General features: G+C 46.8%; 11 protein-coding genes. 9 read left to right on the top strand and 2 right to left on the bottom strand.

From position 1 onward, the window contains the following. Window positions 1–146 precede the first annotated feature (146 nt). Together DXA54_RS18025 and DXA54_RS18020 are read right to left on the bottom strand one after the other, a co-directional pair. On the bottom strand, window positions 147–4118 hold the full coding sequence (locus tag DXA54_RS18025) for a hybrid sensor histidine kinase/response regulator transcription factor (RefSeq protein ID WP_120080229.1): 3972 nt from the start codon (window positions 4116–4118) through the stop codon (window positions 147–149). Window positions 4119–4126: 8 nt separating this feature from the next. Next, window positions 4127–5560 carry a sialate O-acetylesterase gene (locus DXA54_RS18020; protein WP_120080227.1) on the bottom strand — a complete coding sequence of 478 codons (1434 nt, stop codon included), beginning with the start codon at window positions 5558–5560 and terminating at the stop codon, window positions 4127–4129. 266 nt (window positions 5561–5826) lie between these two features. Between DXA54_RS18020 and DXA54_RS18015 the strand changes: the two genes are divergently transcribed. From DXA54_RS18015 to DXA54_RS17970, 9 genes are all read left to right on the top strand, one after another. Further along, window positions 5827–9099 (top strand): SusC/RagA family TonB-linked outer membrane protein, encoded by a 3273-nt coding sequence (locus tag DXA54_RS18015; protein ID WP_008646939.1) that lies wholly within the window; start codon window positions 5827–5829, stop codon window positions 9097–9099. A gap of 29 nt (window positions 9100–9128) precedes the next feature. Continuing rightward, complete coding sequence (locus DXA54_RS18010) at window positions 9129–10940, top strand: RagB/SusD family nutrient uptake outer membrane protein (protein WP_120080225.1); 1812 nt, start codon at window positions 9129–9131, stop codon at window positions 10938–10940. Between the two features lie 20 nt (window positions 10941–10960). Further along, a complete protein-coding gene (locus DXA54_RS18005; protein ID WP_008646940.1) occupies window positions 10961–12775 on the top strand; it encodes a heparinase II/III family protein in 1815 nt (604 codons plus the stop codon). Between the two features lie 24 nt (window positions 12776–12799). Next, a complete protein-coding gene (locus DXA54_RS18000) occupies window positions 12800–14731 on the top strand; it encodes a heparinase II/III family protein (RefSeq protein WP_008646941.1) in 1932 nt (643 codons plus the stop codon). 15 nt (window positions 14732–14746) lie between these two features. Next, entirely contained in the window at window positions 14747–15928 is a 1182-nt protein-coding gene (locus tag DXA54_RS17995) for a glycoside hydrolase family 88 protein (RefSeq protein ID WP_120080239.1), read from the top strand. A 12-nt stretch (window positions 15929–15940) separates the two neighbouring features. Next, window positions 15941–16414, top strand: a complete 474-nt coding sequence (locus tag DXA54_RS17990; RefSeq protein ID WP_004316116.1) for a hypothetical protein — start codon at window positions 15941–15943, stop codon at window positions 16412–16414. A gap of 29 nt (window positions 16415–16443) precedes the next feature. Then, a complete protein-coding gene (locus DXA54_RS17985; protein WP_120080237.1) occupies window positions 16444–18483 on the top strand; it encodes a fimbrillin family protein in 2040 nt (679 codons plus the stop codon). 808 nt (window positions 18484–19291) lie between these two features. Next, window positions 19292–19486, top strand: coding sequence for a helix-turn-helix domain-containing protein (locus tag DXA54_RS17975; RefSeq protein ID WP_004298788.1), 195 nt, complete (start codon window positions 19292–19294; stop codon window positions 19484–19486). 11 nt (window positions 19487–19497) lie between these two features. After that, window positions 19498–19821: a HipA N-terminal domain-containing protein gene (locus DXA54_RS17970; RefSeq protein ID WP_074559264.1), complete on the top strand. Its 324-nt coding sequence runs from the start codon at window positions 19498–19500 to the stop codon at window positions 19819–19821. The last annotated feature ends 1 nt before the right edge of the window (window position 19822 follow it).

The following is a 19822-nucleotide window of genomic DNA, read 5'->3' as shown; positions in this document are numbered from 1 at the left end:
CTGCACCCCAAAAGTTAGACACAAAACTTTAGGAGTGCAGTTTTTTATGCGACATTCATTTGAAGAAAAACTCAATATTGTGAGCAAAGTCAAGAGCGGTCAGCTCATTAATACCTCTTTGGTTGTTCGGTTTCTTATATGAAAGGCTAGCTTCCTTTCTTCACATAATCTTTCGGCAATATCCCGAACTGTTTCTGAAAGCAGCGCGCGAAGTATGAAGGATTATTAAATCCTACGATGTAGCAGACTTCGTTAATCCGGTATTCCCCTTCCCGCAAAAGTTCTCCGGCTGTTTTGAGCCGTATCAACCGGATATAGTCATTGGGCGGCATTCCGGTCAATCCTTTCAATTTGCGCTGTAAGTTGGAACGGCTGATAGCCATTTCTTCCGCCATCTTATCAATGGTAAATTCTTCATTGGTGAAATTGCGGGTAATGATTTCATTGATTGTGTTCAGCCATTTCACGTCTGTTTTGTTCATTAATGTCTGGTCGTACGACATATTCGGTACCGTTGTAAAGTGGTTGAAAAGCATACGTCGGTTTTCCAGCAGATTATTGATGGTGGCTTTCATGTGACTTAGCGAGAAAGGCTTTTCTATATAAGCGTCCGCGCCATAGTCGAGACCCGCAATTTTTGAATCGATGCTGTCGAGTGCCGAAAGCAGAATAAACGGGATATGACAAAGCATATTGTCGGAACGGATGGACTTTAACAATTCGAATCCGTCCATGTGGGGCATGACGATGTCGCTGATAATAAGATCTACTGTCGTTGTCTCCAGACATTCCAAGGCTTCCTTGCCATTGGTGGCTGTATGGATGGTATAGGTATTTCCCAGATTTTTAGCCAGAAACTCCAGCATATCCGTCGTGTCTTCCACTACCAGAAGAGAGTAACCGGCGGGTTCGCCCTCTTCCTCCGAAGCGGGAACCTTGTCGGGCATGGAAGTGATGGAAGGGCTGACAGAGATGCTTTTCTCCAAATACGGAATTTCCACACATACCTCGCATCCTTCCGTATAGCCGGGATTGATATAAACCTTTCCTTTATGCTTCTCCACCAACAATTTGACGAGACTCAATCCGATTCCCACTCCCGATCCGTTGTTTCCTGTATTTCCCACCTGATAAAACGGTTCGAAAACCTTGCTGCACTCCTCTTGCGGAATACCCGGACCGTCGTCACGCACACACAAGGAGAGCGTGCGCCCTTTAGAAGACAGATGTTCGTCCATAATTACCATAATGCGGGTACGGGCATATTTCATGGCATTTGTCAACAGGTTGCTGACAATTTTAGTCAGCGCCTCTTGGTCTACATTATATTGCAGGTGCTCTTTCGGCAGAGAGACGCTGAAAGATATTCCGGTCAGGGAGATGGCACGGAAACGGTCGATGATGTCCTCTATCATCCGGTTGATATCCACTTCATTGAATGAAAGCGTATAACCTTCCTTGTCCACTTTGCGGAAGTCGAGCAATTGTTTGATAAGCTCCATCAACCGGTTGGTGTTCTTCCGTATCACAGACAGGTTGCTTTCCACTTCACTGTTCCATTCATGTGTTTCCAGAATAGCTTCCAGCGGAGCTTTGATAAGGCTTACCGGAGTCTTGATTTCATGCGCCACTTGAGTGAAGAATGTAATTTTCGACTGGAACAACTCCTGATTCTTTATTTGTTCCATCTCTTTCATCTTTCTTATTTTCACAGCCTGCTGCTTACGTAAATAAAGCTGTACCAGGAAATATGCGAGACCACATGCAATTAGTAAATAGAAAATCTTGGCGTAGATCGTCTTCCAGGGTGGAGGAAGAATTTCAATATGCAGGCAACAGTCGTCATTGCTCCAATATTCATCGTTGTTACTCGCTTTCACACGGAAAGTATATTCACCCGGAGGCAGGTTGAGAAAAGATACGTTATGTTTATCCGTGTATATCCATTCTTTGTGAATACCGTCCAGTTTGTAGGCATATAAATTCTTGCTGGGAGCCACATAACTAAGACTTTCGAACGTGATGTCGAACGACACCACCTGATAAGGAACAGTTACCTGTCCGCTAAGAGCAGGTATACGCTTGCTAAGGCTTACTTTGTCGTCGGGGCTATGCATATATACCGCCGAGATAGACGCTGTAGGTCTTACCTTATTAATAGATAATTTGAACGGATAGAAACAATTGAACCCGTTCACCCCACCGAAATAGAATTTCCCGTCACTGGCTTGCAGGGAAGAACGGAAATTGAACTGGTTGCTTTGCAATCCATCCTCGATGGTATAGAGTTGTGCCCGTTTGTTTTGCGGCTCATACCGGATCAGTCCCCTGTTGGAAGAAAGCCAATAGTTACCCGATTGATCGTCCAGTATGCCATAGATGATATTGTTCGGCAGATTCTCTTTGGTGGAGAAGTTTTCAAAACGGTCTTCCTGATAGTGATAACGGCAGATGCCACCGCCTTCAGTACAGAACCATAGATGCTGTTTATGATCGATATACACACGGATTACCCAGTTGCTGCAAGGAGAATCAGGATTTGCCGGGTCGTTGCGATAGTTGTGCAGTTTGCCGGTTTGGCGGTTGTAACGCCAGATACCGTCCCTTTTGCTTGCCAGCCACAAGTCTCCGTATGGGTCTTCAACCATGTCATAGATAAAGATATGGCTTAAAGGTTCCAATGTCCGGAAAGAATCACTTTCCGGGTCATACTGGCAGAATCCGGAGAGCGTTCCCAGATAAATGCTGCCATCCTTCGTTTGATAGATGGAGTAGATATGGTCGTTAGGAATTGAATGTGGGTTTGCGCGGTTATGGCGATAGTTTTTCATTTTTCCCGTTTGAATATCCAGGATATATAATCCACGGGAGAAACTGCCAATCCACAATTTTCCTTCATTGTACAACAGTGCATGGATATTGTGATAACCGATATTAGGGTTACTGCTTCTCAACAGATGGTTTTTAAACTTCTTCGTGCGGGGATCAAAGAGATTCAGTCCCCCGTCTTCGGTAGCAATCCAAATGTTTCCGTCGGGATCTTCGCAGAATTGGCTGATTACATTTCCCGAAAGAGAATTTTCCGTACCATTGGGATAATACCACTCAATATCCTTATGCTTGGGAGACAGGTAACTCACCCCACTGAAATACGTCCCGATCCAGATTCCCCCCTCCCTGTCCTGATAACAGGCATAGATACTTTCTTTATTTTGTCCGTCGTCGGTAGGCAGACATTCTCCTGTCGTGGTGTTGAAAGTATAAAGTCCGTCGTCGGAGCTGAGATAGAAAGAGTTGGCCGTCCGTTGAAACAAGGTGCGGATGCGTGGAATGGTAAGCGTGTCCCCTTCTCCGAAGTAATAGCGGAATTGCCCTGTCTCTTTATTGAAACGTGCCAGTCCCCCGTACCATGTACCCGCCCATAATACTCCCTGCGAACTTTCCATCAAAGAGATAATCTCGTTGCAGGCAGGACGTCCGAAAGAAGTGCCCTCGGATATATATCCTGTGAAGTTGTCCGTACGTTGGTTGTATTTCGCCAGCCCATTCCGGGTACCTATCCAGATAGTCCCGAACGAGTCGTTATAAATCACCCATATGTGATTATCCGGCAGTGAATGAGGATCGGAAAGAGAATGCAGATATTGCCTCAACGTACCTTTTTTCTCGTTGTAGACAAACAGCCCGTTGGTTGTTCCGATCCATAACTGCCCGTCATTGTCGTATGCCATTCCGAAGACGCTGTTGACTGATGCCCCGTCTTCCGTCTGTTTATCGAATACGGAGAACTTCTCTTCCCACGAATCGAATAAATACAGCTTCTCCGTACTGGCCACCCAAATCTGATTGTTATCCTGATGGCGGCAGATCGTTACTATATTCATATAGCTGTTTCCGCCGTTTTCTGACGAATGTCCGTAGTTGGTGAACTCGATGCCGTTGAAACGATTCAGCCCGTCCTGCGTTGCAAACCACATATATCCGATGCTATCCTGAAGGATGCTCCGGACACAGTTGCCCGATAACCCCGATCTAACGTCATATTTCTTGTAGATATTGGCGAAGACCAGAGAAACCGATGCCAGCAGTATACATATAGATAAGATGGATCGTTTCATAATTTCCTTTATTTCACGTCGTCCCACGTATCCGTGCGGAACGGGAAAGCACTCAATCCGAAAGTATTCCGCAGCGTGATATTTCCCACATAATTACGGAAAGCATAGCGCACGGCAACCGGTTGGGCTACCTCTTCACTCCACACTTCTACTGTGTTGGTACGTCCTACAATCTTTGCTTTCGCCGGATAGAACTTCTTGTCCGCTCCCGCAATCTCAAATCCTTCCAGTTCGGAGAAAGTAGGGAACAACCCCGCAGGTGCATTATCGAATGTCACTATGGCCTTTTTGTCCGCATAGTCCACTTTGGTCATCGTCGGACCGTTGGATGGTAACCGGCGGATACCGTATGTTTTAGTCAATGCAAGTGTAGCCAACCGAAGTCCCACTACATCCTTCTGTGGCGGATGGATGCAAAATTCATCACCAATATCCGTAGTGGGCACCATGCCCGAATTAGGAATCGTTTTCAGTGCTTCCATCTGTGCTTCACGCAATAAAGCAGCCCCCGTATTGCTGCTGTTTTCATATTTGTAAGGAGCGATCTGCACATAATAGAAAGGCATATCGGGAGCCTCCCATACATTTCTCCATAGCTGCACCATAGCAGTCATCATCGGAGCATAGAATTGATAGTTGGATATATTCGATTCTCCCTGATACCAGAGGAAACCCTTTGCCGTGAAGTTCTTAACAGGCCATAACATCGAGTTGTACAGACATTCCAAACGCTGGTGCACCCCTCTTTTAGGATTTTTGGCAGCTTCAATGTTCATACCTTCCACGGTTTTCAATGTCGATTCATCCATCCATGCTTCAATCGCCGAACCTCCCCAACTGTTGATAACCAGTCCTACCGGGAGATGGAGACTTTCAGTCAGTTGGCGGGCAAAGAAATAGGCGGCGGCACTGCAATCAATGCTCGTTTCGGGTGACGATACTTCCCATTTTCTTTTCTCGAAATCTGTGCGGCGTTCTGTATCATTGGTTCTCGGTACGGTAATAAAACGAATACGGTCGCGATAATTTCCCGAGTTCAGCAGCGTTTCAAGTGAGTGGTCAATGGGTTGTGCTGCATTTCCCATCATACGCATTTCCATGTTCGACTGTCCGGAGCAGATCCACACCTCCCCTATCAGTATATCCGAGAGAGTGACCGGAGTGCCGTCACTGATCGTAATAGAATAAGGAGTATATCCTCCTTCGGGAGTGTCTACTTTTACCAGCCAGGCCCCGTCTTTATCCGTAGATGCCTGATAAGTCCGGTTGTTCCACGAAGTGGTGACAGTTACTTTTTTGCCGTCCGCCCAACCCCATAACTTAACGGAGCTGTTCTGTTGAAGTACCATGTGATCTCCCATCATTGCAGTGAGTTTTACTTTGCCTTGTGCAATCGGCAGGAATAAAAGTGATAAAATAAGAAGTAGAAAATGTTTTTTCATACTGTTTTTATTAGATATTCGACGAATAATTATTAGGTATCAGGCAAAAATACAACCTATTTTTAAATATGGAATAAAACTAGCTAGTCATTTTCTGATAAAAGCTGGTCGAAATCTTAAAAGCTTGTTTTTCCTTTCCATTCTCCGCTGAATTTTCTTAATTAGTGGCATCAATCGCCTAGACAGTATTATTAGGTTGGTTAAATATCCCATTTCTTTGCATTGTGAGTATTTAACAACCTAATTGTTTCATTAAATTTAATAAAATGAAAAAGAAGCACTATCTATTATTTTTATTGGCTTCGCTCTTTTTACTGACAGATGTGGTGTGGGCACAGACATCTGCTACAGTAAGTGGAGTAGTGATCGATGAGAATGGAGAAACCCTGCCGGGTGTTTCCGTCGTCGAAGTAGGTACAACGAACGGTGTCCTGACAGACCTGAACGGGCACTACACCTTAAAAACAACTTCTGCCAAACCTTCTGTTTCTTTCAGTTACATTGGTTATCAGACCACCACGCTTCCCTTGAACGGACGCACGAAACTCGACGTCCAGATGAAGGTGGAAACGAAAATACTGGATGAAGTAGTGGTAGTGGGTTACGGTGTGCAGAAGAAAGTGAACCTGACCGGCTCCGTGACTTCCATCAACTTTGCCGACCAGACGGAGGGACGTCCCATCATGAGTGTTTCTTCCGCTCTTTCGGGACTCGCTGCCGGTATGAACGTGACGCAGGCTTCGGGACAACCCGGATCGGACGGCGCCACCATCCGCGTGCGTGGTAACGGTACGTTCAATACCAACTCCCCATTGGTACTGGTAGACGGTATTGAATGGAGCATGGACAACGTGAACCCCAACGACATTGAAAGTATCTCCGTACTGAAAGACGCTGCCTCAACAGCTATTTACGGTACGCGTGCCGCTAACGGAGTGATCCTCATCACCACCAAAAGCGGAAAAGGTAAACCGCAAATCTCCTATTCTTATTCGGGAGTCGTGCAGATGCCTTACAACAATCTCTCTTTCGTAAGCGACTACGCCCGCTATATGGGACTGGTCAACGAGGCTTGCGAAAATGTGAATACCAAAGGTATTTTCTCGCAGGAAAGCATTGACCGCTGGAGGGCTGCTTCTGCCGATCCGAACGGACTGAATGAGTACGGAGTGCCCAATTACGTGGCCTATCCGAACACAGATTGGTTCGACGAAGTATTCGACACCGGATATTCGCAGGAACACAACCTCTCTGTCTCCGGCAGCTCGGAGAAAGTGAAGTATATGCTCTCTTTGGGCTATCTCGACAATCAGGGAGTCATGAACCGCTGGAACCTCGATTCAAGTACGCAGAAAATCAATTTCCGTACCAATCTGGAAGCCAAGATTGTGAAATGGATGACCGTCGGTACCCGCCTTTACGGACAAAAGCAAGATTACGGGATGGCAAACATCAGCAATGGATTCAAGTATCTCTACCAGACTACTCCGGGCGTATATCCGGGCGAACCGAACTACTGGGGACGTCCCGCACTGGCAAGTGAAGAATCTTCCAATGCCAATAATATCTTCGGGCAGATGGCGGGAGCTACCGGTTTCAATACCGTATGGCGTCTCAACGCTTCAGTCTACGGAATTATCACTCCTTATAAAGGTCTCAACATCGAAGGTACATTCAATTATTCACCGACATTTACTGACAAGTCTTCCTATAGCCGCCAGAATGGTTATTGGGACTACGTGACCGACCAACGTGTCAGCGAAAGCGCACTGGAGAACGCTTCCATTACCAATACAAGCGCGCGCACCTGGCGTCAGAGTGCCGAAATACTGGTACGCTATCAAACCACCATCAAGAAAGACCACGATCTGGGCGCACTGCTCGGATATTCCGCACAGGAATATTACAGCAAGAGCTTTGCCGTTTCCCGTAAAGGAGCTACTGACTGGACACTGAACGAATTGAGCACCTATGAAACTCTCGTCAGCTCTTCCAGCTCGGCACCTGCCAAGTGGGGACTGCTCTCTTACTTCGGCCGTGTCAACTACGGATATAAAGGACGTTATCTCTTCGAAGCCAACCTTCGTGCCGATGCCTCCTCCCGTTTCGGTGTGAACCAGCGTTGGGGGTATTTCCCTTCGTTCTCCGGTGGATGGCGTATCTCGGAAGAATCGTTCATGCAAGGAGCATCGGACTATCTCTCCAACCTGAAACTGCGTGTTTCCTGGGGAAAGACAGGTAACAACTCTACGGGCAACTACGACTGGCAGGCAAACTACGCCACAGGCAATGTCGTAATCGATGGTGAAGGAACCAAAGGACTGGTACGCAAGAAACTAAGCAACGACAAACTACACTGGGAAAGTACCGCCACCACCGACATCGGACTTGATTTCGGCTTCTTCAACAACCGCCTGACGGGTGAGATAGACTATTATAATAAGTATACTTCGGACATTCTTTACCATCCCGAACTTTATCTTTCGATGGGTGTCGTAGGCTCTGCTCCCGAGAATCTGGGTGAAGTGCGCAACCGCGGTGTTGAATTTACCCTGAACTGGAACGACCGTATCGGAAAAGATTTTGAATACCGGGTAGGTATGAACTTCTCTTTCAACGCCAACAAAGTAATGAAGTTCAAAGGCGAACTCCAGAAATACTGGACGTATGATGCGCAGGGAAACAAAGTCAGCTATGTCAATAACTTCAGTGATGTGTCTGAATCCGGTTTCGGAGGTTATATCTGTGAAGGTCGACAACTGGGGGAAACCTATATGTATAAGGTGTACAGAGGTTCCGGCGAAGGCTATACCGGAGGTGCGGTGGATATCCATGCGGGACCGAAGGACGGAATGATACGTACGAAGGAAGACATGGTATGGGTACAGGCCATGATTGACTCCGGTTATTCATTCGGAGGAATGAAGACGATTGCCAAAGACCAGCTTTGGTATGGTGACATTCTCTATGCCGACAGCAACGGTGATATGAACTACGGTGATACCAACGACCGGGATTTCTCCGGACACACCAGTGTCCCGAAATTCAACCTGGGTTTCAACTGTGCCTTCTCTTACAAGAACATTGATCTCTCCATGTTATGGTCGGGAGCTTTCGGGCATTACCTCAACTGGAATACGGATTACTACAACTCGACACTGGTCAGCCACGGATATGGCATTATCGAGCATATCGCCGATAACCATTACTTCTTCGATCCATCCAACCCGGACGATCCGCGCACCAACCAGTCGGGCAAATATCCCCGTCTGACATACGGTACTACCTATAATAACAGAATCCAGAGCGACTGGAACGAATATAAGGCCGACTATTTCAAATTGAAGAATATCCAGATCGGCTATACGTTGCCGCAGCGGATTTCCAGTAAGTTCTTTGTAAGCAAGCTCCGTGCTTTCGTGTCGATGGATAACATCCTGACGATTACAAGTTACCCGGGACTTGATCCGGAAATAGGAACTGAAATCGGCTACCCATTGATGCGTCAGATCTCTTTTGGCGGACAGATTACCTTTTAATGATGTAGAACTAAAAAACAGAATCTGATATGAAAAAGATATTAATGATTTTAACGATGGCTCTGGCTGCTACTTCTTGCATGGATATTCTCGATGTGGCCCCGGAAGACCAGATCGCAAGTGAAAACATGTGGACTACGGAGGAGCTTGCCGACAAGGGAATGGCAGGACTCTACTATCCGTTCTATGCCACCCAACTCTCGTCTACCCAGCTCCGGCGTGCCGATGGTTTGAACCGTCAGGGAATCGAAGCCATGAGCTTCGCAACCGATTATTATTCCAACAACTATCCGGTGGAACTACTTTCGCTGGCTACCAAACCTGCCAATGACTTTCAGGTGTGGTATGAATGGAAGTTCTGTTACACCATCATCCATGCGTGTAACGATGCGATTGCCAATCTGCATAAAGCGGATATGGCTGCCGGTAAACTGGCGCGTTATCAATGCGAAGCCCGTTTCCTCCGTGCGTGGGCCTACAATCGGCTGAATATGCTTTATCAGGGGGTTCCCGTTTATCTGGACCCCATCAATAATGAAGACTGTACGCGTGGTCAATCTTCGGTAGATGAAGTCTGGCAAGTGATTCTGGACGATTTGACGTATTGTATCAATAATCCCGATTTCCCCCATAACACGCTGAACGAAAACTACGGACGCCCCTCCAAGGGAGCTGCTTATGCGCTTCGTGGCATGGTGTATATGTGGAAGAAGCAATACAAGGAAGCGGGCAACGATTTCAAAGAAGTGGAAACCTGTGGCTACGGCTTGTGGACAGGCGAATATGCCGACTTCTTCAAATATGAAAACGAAAAAGATAAAGAAATGATCTTCTCGCTCCAGTTCAGCGAAGAAACCGGTTATTGTGATAACATTCAGCAAATGACCGGTGCCCGCGATACGTATGATGGCTGGACGGAAATAAAACCTTCCGCAGACTTTGTGGACTACTATAAGAACGCCGACGGATCGGACTTCAAATGGTCGGAAGTGGACGGCCTGCAAGACTGGGACTTGCTGACTCCGCAACAGCGTGAAATCTTTTTCTGCCGTGACGGATTGGAATCCATGTCTTCACAAAAGAATGCCCTTATCAAACGGGTAGGCGAAGATATCTATCAGAAATATTACCTCAACAGTGGTAATGAAGCCCGTATCAAAAAGGCGTATGACAACCGTGACCCGCGTCTGCAACAGACCGTCGTCACTCCTTATGTGCCGGTGGACTGCTACAAGCCTAATTATGCAGGAGATGCCAACCAGATCGGTAAACAACTCCGTTGGCCGTTGAAGGAACAGGGAACGAATGGCGGAGACTTCTGGCTCGATAAACGTACTTCTGCTTTCTACTGCTATCGCAAGTACAATGAGTTTGAGAAAGGCCGTTTGATTAGCCGGAGCCGTTGCCATACCGACTGGCCGTTGATTCGCTATACCGATGTACTGTTGCAGTATGCCGAAGCATTGGCGCAGACCGATCAGTTGGGAGAAGCCATCCGTTTGGTGAATAAAGTACGTACCCGTGCCCACATGCCCGCACTGACAGAGGGCGGAAGCGGTCCGTGCGCAGTGAACGGAAAGGAAGACATGCTCGAAAGGATACGTTACGAACGTCGCGTGGAATTCTGCCTGGAGGGAATTAACTTCTTCGACGAAGTACGTTGGGGAACCTACAAAGAAACCAAATTCCAGGGGAAAGACGTGAATGGCGGCAAGTCCTGGTGGGGCGATATGGTAGAGTATAACTGGTATTACACCGATTACATGTGGCCATGGACTGCTCCTATCGTTGAAACGCAAAAGAACCCGAACCTGACTAAACGAAGCGGTTGGGCGTATTAATCATAAAGATTTGAATAAGGATGAAGAAAATACTTTTACTATTACTCATTTTTGTATCCGGTTGCACAGGTGTATTTGCGCAACAGTTTGACTATGGCAAGATAGCGCCTCATCCCCGGCTGTTATTGCCGGAGGGTGGAGAAGAAGTTATCAAGAAAGCTATTGCGGAGTATCCCCCGTTGGCAGCAGTTCACCAACGGATCATGGAACTTTGCGACCGGACACTTACGGAACCACCTGTGGAACGTATCAAGGAGGGCAAACGCCTGCTGGCGATTTCGCGCATCGCATTGAAGCGTATCTATTACCTCTCATACGCTTATCGTATGACGGGAGATCAGAAATACGCTCTCCGTGCGGAACAGGAGATGCTGGCCGTTAGTCATTTCATCGACTGGAACCCTACTCATTTCCTGGATGTGGGTGAGATGGTAATGGCATTGGCTATCGGTTATGACTGGCTGTATGACTCTTTGCAGCCCGACACCCGCCGGGTGGTGCGCGAAGCAATCATCGCGAAAGGGTTCGACGCGGCAAAGAACACCCGTCATGCCTGGTTCTATACAGCCAAGAATAACTGGAATTCCGTATGTAATAGTGGATTGGCGTATGGCGCGCTGGCTCTTTTTGAAGAGATTCCGGAGGTATCGAAAGGCATCATAGAGAAATGCATGGAGACAAATCCGAAAGCGATGGTAGGTTATGGCCCCGACGGAGGTTATCCCGAAGGGTTCGGATATTGGGGGTACGGGACAAGTTTTCAGGTAATGCTCATTGCTGCGTTCGAAAGTGCTTTCGGCACAGACAATGGGCTCTCCCAAGCCCCCGGCTTCATGGAATCTGCCCGTTTCATGCAGTATATGACGGCTCCGAGCGGAGACTGTTTCTGTTTCTCGGACTCTCCGGTAGAGGCAGAGTGTAATATGATGATGTTCTGGTTTGCAGGCAAGGCGAAAGACCTTTCCCTGTTGTGGATCGAACGTCAGTATCTCGACCGCCCGGATATGCAGTTTGCCGAAGACCGTTTACTGCCCAGCCTGATGGTGTTCTGTTCACAGCTCGACCTGAACCGGATCGGAAAGCCGAAGAAAAACTTCTGGTTTAACCGTGGAGATACGCCTGTGTTTATCTACCGTGGCGGATGGGACAGCAAGAAAGATACCTATCTGGGAGTGAAAGGAGGTTCGCCCTCTACCTCTCATGCACACATGGATGCCGGGTCGTTTATCTTCGAGAGAGACGGAGTGCGTTGGGCGATGGACTTGGGGATGCAGAGTTATATCACACTCGAAAGTAAGGGAGTGGACCTGTGGAATATGTCGCAGAACGGACAACGTTGGGAAGTATTCCGGCTAAGCAATATCGCTCACAATACGTTGACGATTAACGGAGAACGCCATTTGGTAGAGAGCAATGCCCCGATCACCCGTACTTTCGAGTCGAAGAAACAGAAAGGGGCGGAAGTAGACCTGTCGAGTGTGTTTGCCAACAGCGTGAAGAAAGCCGTCCGCACCGTGATATTGGATCAGAAAGACCATCTGGAAGTGACCGACCGCTTGGAGACGGGTGACAAGGAAGCTACCGTATCCTGGATTATGGTCACTCCGGCGGAAGCCAAAATAACGGGCAAGAACCGGATGGAATTGACCAAAGACGGTCAACGGATGCTGCTGACGGTAGATACCGATACGGAAGTAGAAATGAAAACCTGGTCGAATGTGCCCCCGCATGAATATGATTTCCACAATCCGGGAACCATTCGCGTGGGCTTTGAGACGGTGATTCCTGCCAATCGTACCGCGCAACTGAAAGTACGACTTATTCCTTTGAAGTAGTAATACAAATAAATTCATTGAACCATGAAAACGATTCTTTTTAAAACAATCATCATAGCTTTCTTTGTGGGAACAGCCGTTAGTTGTTCCGATGAAGATGAGAACAGATTCCGTCCGGGATCTACCCATGAGAAACCGAATCCCACGGAGCCGGAGGGTGGACTGGATTATTCCAAACTGACCGCGGATAATCATCCCCGCCTGTTGATGAACGCCGAGGCTTTCACTGCATTGAAAGCCAAAGTGGATGCCAATTCGAGTGCCAATCTGACCTTGCTCCATAATACCATTATGGGAGTGTGCAACAGCAAAGGGATGAACGCCACGGCACTGACTTATAAATTGGATGCCAGCAACAAACGTATCCTCGATGTGTCTCGTGATGCATTACTGCGTATTTTCACCTGCGCTTATGCCTACCGGATGACCGGCGATGCCAAATACCTGACTAAAGCGGAAACGGATATCAACGCTGTCTGCAACTTTCCCGACTGGAACTCGAAACGCCACTTTCTCGATGTAGGCGAAATGGCTACGGCTGTTGCGTTCGGCTACGACTGGCTCTACAACGAACTAAGCGCAGCCACCCGTACAAAAGCGGCCAACGCATTGTTGAAGTTTGCCTTCCAACAGGCACAGAACAAGAACTGGAACCTCAACTTCTACGAAGCCACCAACAACTGGAACCAGGTTTGCAATGGCGGGCTGGTCTGTGCGGCACTGGCTTCTTATGAAAACAATCCTTCCGAAGCAAAGGACATGATTGAAAAGGCGTTAGAATCCAACAAACCTGCATTGGAAGTGATGTATTCTCCCGACGGCAACTATCCGGAGGGCAGCGGTTACTGGTGTTACGGCACGCTCTATCAGGTATTGATGCTTGCCGCCCTCAACAGTACGCTCGGCACGGATAACGGGCTTTCCGATACACCGGGATTCTCCAAGACGGCAGAGTATATGCTGTATATGACAGGCTTGAACAGCAAGTTCTTTAATTATTCCGACTGTGCCCCCTCTTCTACCGCGGCATTGGCTTCGTGGTGGTTTGCCGATAAATACAGTAATCCGTCCTTATTATATAATGAGCTGAAAATGCTGAAGAACGGCGAATACGCTTCCTGTGCCGAAAACCGCCTGTTGCCGATGATTATGGCGTTTGCCAATAATCTGAATCTGGACGCAATCTCCGCTCCTTCCAATAAACTATGGAGTGGAAAAGGGGAAACGCCTGTGGTGATGGTACATACCGACTGGACATACACCGATACGGACAAATACCTCGGAATCAAAGGCGGCAAGGCAGGTTCGAGCCACGGACACATGGATGCCGGTTCGTTTGTATACGACGCGTATGGAGTACGCTGGTCGATGGATTTCGGTCTGCAAAGTTATACAACGCTCGAGTCGGTATTAGCCGGCTTAGGTGGTAATCTTTGGGATATGGGACAGAACTCGATGCGTTGGGATGTATTCCGTTTGAATAACTTGAATCATAGCACGATCTCAATTAATGATGCCCGTCACCGGGTAAATGGGGCGGCTACGCTGACTACTACTATCAATACCACTACGGAATTGGGAGCCACTTTCGATCTGACAGAAGTAGTGTCCGATCAGGCTGCGTCCGCTACCCGTACCGTGAAAATCGTGAACGATAAAGATTTAGTGGTTATGGATGAGATCAAGGCGAGAACGGATAAATCCGCCAAAGTACGCTGGTGCATGGTGACGCCTGCCGTTCCGACGGTGGAAAGTAACCGCATCGTACTAACGAACGGAAGCAAAGTGATGTATCTCACAGCCAGCGGAAGCGTGAAGCCTACCTACAAGCAATGGAGTACCACCAGTGAGAACTCTTATGACCAGGCTAATCCGGGCACCTATATGGTCGGCTTTGAAGCAACGGTCACCGCCAATCAGACCGCCACATTTACCACAACCCTGTCCCCCAAATAAAAAAGAATGGAACGTATGAGAATCCTATTAATATCTATACTCGGACTTTTGACATTGGCCTCCTGCACGAAGCAGGAGCCGATGGAGGCATTGATTGACCGTGTATTTACCGTTGCAGAGCAACAATACACGACTATGGACACCCGCCTGACAGAAAAGACACTTCCCCGCACGTTCTCTGCCGACGGTGAGTTTGTTCCCTCGAATATTTATTGGTGGTGCAGCGGCTTCTATCCCGGTTCCCTCTGGTATATCTACGAATATACAGACAATGAAGCAGTGAAAACACTGGCCGAGAAGAACACGCTGAAACTCGACTCTATACAATACGTGACCAGGGATCATGATGTCGGTTTCCAGTTGAATTGCAGTTATGGCAATGCTTTCCGGCTGACAGGTAATGAGGCTTATAAACAAGTGCTCTATCAGGGCGCCAAATCCTTGTCAACCCGCTTCAACCCTATTGCCGGTGTGATTCGTAGCTGGGACTTTGTACGCAAAGGTTGCGACTGGAAGTTCCCGGTGATTATTGACAATATGATGAACCTTGAACTGCTGTTGTCCATGTCGAAAGCCTACGCCGACGACTCCTTGCAGAACATTGCCTGTACGCATGCCAATACCACTATCCAGCATCACTTCCGGGATGATTATTCCACGTATCATCTGGTGGATTATGATCCTGAAACGGGTGCAGTGCACGGCAAACAAACGGTGCAGGGCTTCTCGGACGATTCCTCCTGGAGCCGCGGACAGGCATGGGCCTTGTATAGCTATACGATGATGTTCCGCTTGACGGGGTATCAGAACTATCTGTTGCAAGCCGGACATATTGCCGATATGCTGCTCCGCCGTTTGCCTGCCGACGGTATTCCTTACTGGGATTTCGACGCTCCGGTAGAAGAACAGACCTATCGGGATGCTTCCGCTGCGGCTATCATGGCCTCCGCCTTTATCGAACTAAGCCGTTATATCCCCGGCACGGAAGCCAAGGAATCTTATCTTGCCATGGCAGAAAAGCAACTCCGTACGCTTGCCTCGAAAGAGTATCTGGCAGAACCGGGTACGAACGAATGTTTCATCCTGAAGCACAGCGTGGGTGCACTTCCTGATAAAAGCGAAGTGGATGTCCCCCTGACGTATGCCGATTATTACTTTTTAGAAGCGTTGCTGCGGTATAAGAATCTACAAAAATAAAACTAATACAATATGATTATGAAGAACTTACATATTAGCATGGCATTTATCTTCGTACTACTGCTGATAACTGCCTCCTGTTCGGACAAGGATGATTCGGCTCCGCGTGTCATTCCCACCATGAACCTGACAGTTTCGGAGATTGCGGACAATACGGCTCTGATTACTTCCGAGCAGCAAACAGGAACTACGTTCGGAGCGAAAGTCATTGAATTCTATCCGGTGGCCGACATCGGCTTTGACTATAATATTGAAGTGAAACTGGTGAAATTTGTAGAAGAGAACGGAGAACCCGTATCTCTGCCCTATACACGCAAAATCACCGAAGGATTACGTCCGGGAGTGAATTACATCAGTGCGATCATCGCCTATAATGCCGAAGGACGTGCCGTGTGTTCCGCTTTCCAGACCTGGAAAGCTTCAGGAACGGAAGGCGCATGGAGTGACGGCGGTTCTGCCGGTGATCTGGAAGAGAATGAATGGTAAAAATGGTGTAACTCAAAAGAATGAATGGTATGAAAAATAGATTATTTGCAATAGGTGCAATGATTCTCATGATGACAAGTTGCACGCAGGACGAACTTATTTCGTCCGATAACGGCAAAGAACCGGCAACGGCAGGTTCATGTCTGACATTGGTTGGACTCTCGTCTCCGCAGACGCGTGTTTCTATCGGTGACAAAACAGGGGATGTTTATCCGGTGATTTGGAGCGAAGGGGATGCCTTGGGTGTTTTCTCCCGTACGGCAGGGACCGACATCAATAATGTGCAGTCTTTATTGAGTGATGAGTCGATCGGGCAGAACTCCGGCGTCTTTACTTCGGACGACGTGAAGATGGCGGAAGAAGGAGCTACGGAACTTCTTATTTACTATCCTTATCGAGCAAGTACGGAACTGGCCGAAAATGGCAACAAGATAACTTCTACCCTGTCTGTTGAGCAGGAACAAAGCCGTCCCGGCGATAGCCATCATATTGGAAAGTATGGTTTTGCGTTTGCCAAGGCTACGGTCAGCGGTCCGGATATGCTTGCTAAATTTACGTTGAACCATGCGATGGCTTATGTGAAGTTCAGTATCTCGTCCCAGGAGCTTTCTACGTACAAACTCAAGAGTGTCTCTTTATATGACAAGGAGACAAAGACTCCTCTTTCCGGTGTATTCACAGCAGATTTGGATACGGACGAACTGACCTACGGTACGGATGTGAAACCGTATGCCACTGTTTCACTGACTACTCCCGAACTGCTCGCTTCCGCACAGGATATATACCTGACTACATATCCTGCCGATTTGAGCGGCAAAGAAGTGTACATTGTCATCACTCTGGAGAATGACCAGCAGACTGTTACAATTCCTATTCTCAAAGAAGGAAAGCAACTGAAAGCCAATGCTGTCAATACGATTGCTGTCAACAACCTGAAACTTTCGGATAATTCCTGCGAATGGTACGAGCCGGTAGAGACACGTCTGCTGGCAGGAGGATGGGCTTATGGCGAGTCCAACTGTCTGTTGACGAATATTTCTACCAGTGGCGTGAGCAATACGATGAGCGTGAAAGCACGTGGTAACTTTATGGAAGTGGAAGAACCCAAGTATGCCAAGACTATTCTAGGTTGCGATTTGAACGTTAATCATAAGATGATTGCCGTGAATGGCTCTACTACGGACATCTCCCCTATTGGCAGTGATTACAATATTACGATCAACACCTATAAAGTAAGCGGAGGCTATGACGGCGGTTGCGGTCAGGTGGCTATCTATGGAGCGGATCAGACTACCGTCATCTGGAGTTTTATTATCTGGATGACCCCTACTCCGGCAGAACATCCTTATGGTAATACGGGATATGTAGTGTTGGATCGTAATCTGGGTACTTATATGACGTGTGAAGGAGACAACTGGAAGCAAAACGGTGTTTACTTCCAATGGGGACGTCCTACGCCGGTCGGCTGGTCGGGAACCGTGGGTACTAATATACCTACCGAAGCCACCAACGTCCGCTTCTCTATAGAAAATCCTCGTGCGTTGCTTTATACCAATAATGTGGAGAATACAAAATCCGACTGGTATCTAGGTGCATGGACCGGTGCACGTACCGATCGTAAAGATGACTTCTGGGGCAACCCGAACGAATCGAGCACTTATCTCAATCCTTCTGACGGTCATAAATCTATTTATGATCCTTGTCCGAAAGGTTACCGGGTTGTATCTCCTCGTGTATTGGATGAGATAGAGCAGAAAGGAGAATTTGTGAAACAGAGCGCAACTGCGGTATTTAAATATTGCTATGACGGTACGAATTACGCATATTGGCCGTTGGCAGGTTGTAAGTGGGGTTCCAACGGTGGTAATAATGGCAACAATACAGGATTGGATACCGCTAAGGGAGCCGCTTGTTATTGGTCTAACTCATCGGCAAGCAGTTATGGAAATGACAAGGATCAGGGAGCTACTTCTCTGTATTATAAAGTCTCCGATAAGACCTGGACACATTCCTCCGGTCGTTCCCATGCATTCTCCGTACGTTGTATGAAAGATACCGAGAATCGTTGATTCTCTTCATGGATTCTCTTCATTGAGAATATGAAATAGAATTCCCCGTTATATGAAAGTTTCTGCCTGTCTCCGGATACAAGGTACTTTCATATAACGGGGAATCTGTTCTGTTTTTAAGAACTTCACAGAAAAAGGAAAGAAAGAAAAGGGCCAAACAGAAAATAAACTGCATGAACAATTGCAAGAATATGCATTATTTCTCTTTATCTTGTATTTATTTCCTTGAAATATGCACGATATGGTGTAACTAAACCATCCGTTTGCCGTAATCAAACCTTCCGTTTGGTTTAAACAAACCTTCCGTTTGCTATAATCAAACCATCGGTTTCTTTTAATGGAAGCTGAATTGGGTTTTTGAAGAGGATATATTGAGCTACTTTGTCTTTTTCTACTGCTTATTTATAAATAGCAATCTGATATATCCTTTGTGATATGATAGCTATTTATGCTTTTGATTAACTGCTTTTATTGTAACTTGTTTGCTAATAATGCCTATTTTGTGTTATTTGCGAAATCTGTAACTCTAAATGGAGGGCGTTTTTCATGAAGTGCAAGGAAGGGCTCGAAATATAAAGAGCAGGATAGGTAAAATATACAATTCTTCATGTTGGCACTTCTTTCAGCAATCAATGTCTTTCCTTTATAAGCATGTATCTCTTTTAAATCACCATATATGGTGAAAAGCATGATAGTATGCTTTAATACTATGCTATTTATGTGCAAATTCACTGTATATGGTGAATTTACTTGTTTTTATACTAAAAAGATTCTATCTTTGTGAGAAAGTTTCTATATATGGTGAATTATGGATTTAATAGAGATAGGAAAACATATTCGCGAAAGGCGTAAAGAGTTGGGCTTGGATCAGGCTACGTTGGCAACTCTTGCAGGAATAGGGATTAACGCTTTGGTCCGCTTGGAACGTGGAAGTGGTAATCCCCGCTTCGATGTCCTTTTTAATGTCCTGAAAACTTTAGGACTTAGTATTCATATTCAATAATAGACACGCATATGAGTCGATTTGCCAAAGTCTATATAAAAGGTATTTATGCCGGTCTGTTAACAGAAATAGATCGTGAACACTATTCATTCTGTTATGATACGGACTATTATAATAATCCACAACTCCCAGCTGTCTCACTGACCATGCCCAAGACACAGCAGGAATATACCTCTTCCTATCTTTTCCCTGTCTTTTTTAATATGACATCTGAAGGGGATAATCGTATTATTCAAGCTAGAAACCTGCATATTGATGAAGAGGATGATTTTGGTATTCTTCTGGCTACTGCCCATACAGATACAATCGGAGCAATAACAGTTAAACAAGTGTGAT

Origin of the sequence: Bacteroides sp. OF03-11BH (assembly GCF_003604005.1) — a bacterium.
Lineage (GTDB): Bacteria > Bacteroidota > Bacteroidia > Bacteroidales > Bacteroidaceae > Bacteroides > Bacteroides ovatus.
The sequence above is the reverse complement of the archived record's forward strand: the minus strand, read 5'-3'. Positions and strand labels throughout refer to the sequence as shown.

Bases quoted from the DNA above. Each gene is read 5' to 3' on its own strand.
- DXA54_RS18000 (WP_008646941.1), top strand. From the start codon at position 12,800: ATGAAAACGATTCTTTTTAAAACAATCATCATAGCTTTCTTTGTGGGA.
- DXA54_RS17970 (WP_074559264.1), top strand. From the start codon at position 19,498: ATGAGTCGATTTGCCAAAGTCTATATAAAAGGTATTTATGCCGGTCTG.
- DXA54_RS17990 (WP_004316116.1), top strand. From the start codon at position 15,941: ATGATTATGAAGAACTTACATATTAGCATGGCATTTATCTTCGTACTA.
- DXA54_RS18015 (WP_008646939.1), top strand. From the start codon at position 5,827: ATGAAAAAGAAGCACTATCTATTATTTTTATTGGCTTCGCTCTTTTTA.
- DXA54_RS18020 (WP_120080227.1), bottom strand. From the start codon at position 5,560: ATGAAAAAACATTTTCTACTTCTTATTTTATCACTTTTATTCCTGCCG.
- DXA54_RS17975 (WP_004298788.1), top strand. From the start codon at position 19,292: ATGGATTTAATAGAGATAGGAAAACATATTCGCGAAAGGCGTAAAGAG.
- DXA54_RS17995 (WP_120080239.1), top strand. From the start codon at position 14,747: ATGAGAATCCTATTAATATCTATACTCGGACTTTTGACATTGGCCTCC.
- DXA54_RS18005 (WP_008646940.1), top strand. From the start codon at position 10,961: ATGAAGAAAATACTTTTACTATTACTCATTTTTGTATCCGGTTGCACA.
- DXA54_RS18010 (WP_120080225.1), top strand. From the start codon at position 9,129: ATGAAAAAGATATTAATGATTTTAACGATGGCTCTGGCTGCTACTTCT.
- DXA54_RS17985 (WP_120080237.1), top strand. From the start codon at position 16,444: ATGAAAAATAGATTATTTGCAATAGGTGCAATGATTCTCATGATGACA.
- DXA54_RS18025 (WP_120080229.1), bottom strand. From the start codon at position 4,118: ATGAAACGATCCATCTTATCTATATGTATACTGCTGGCATCGGTTTCT.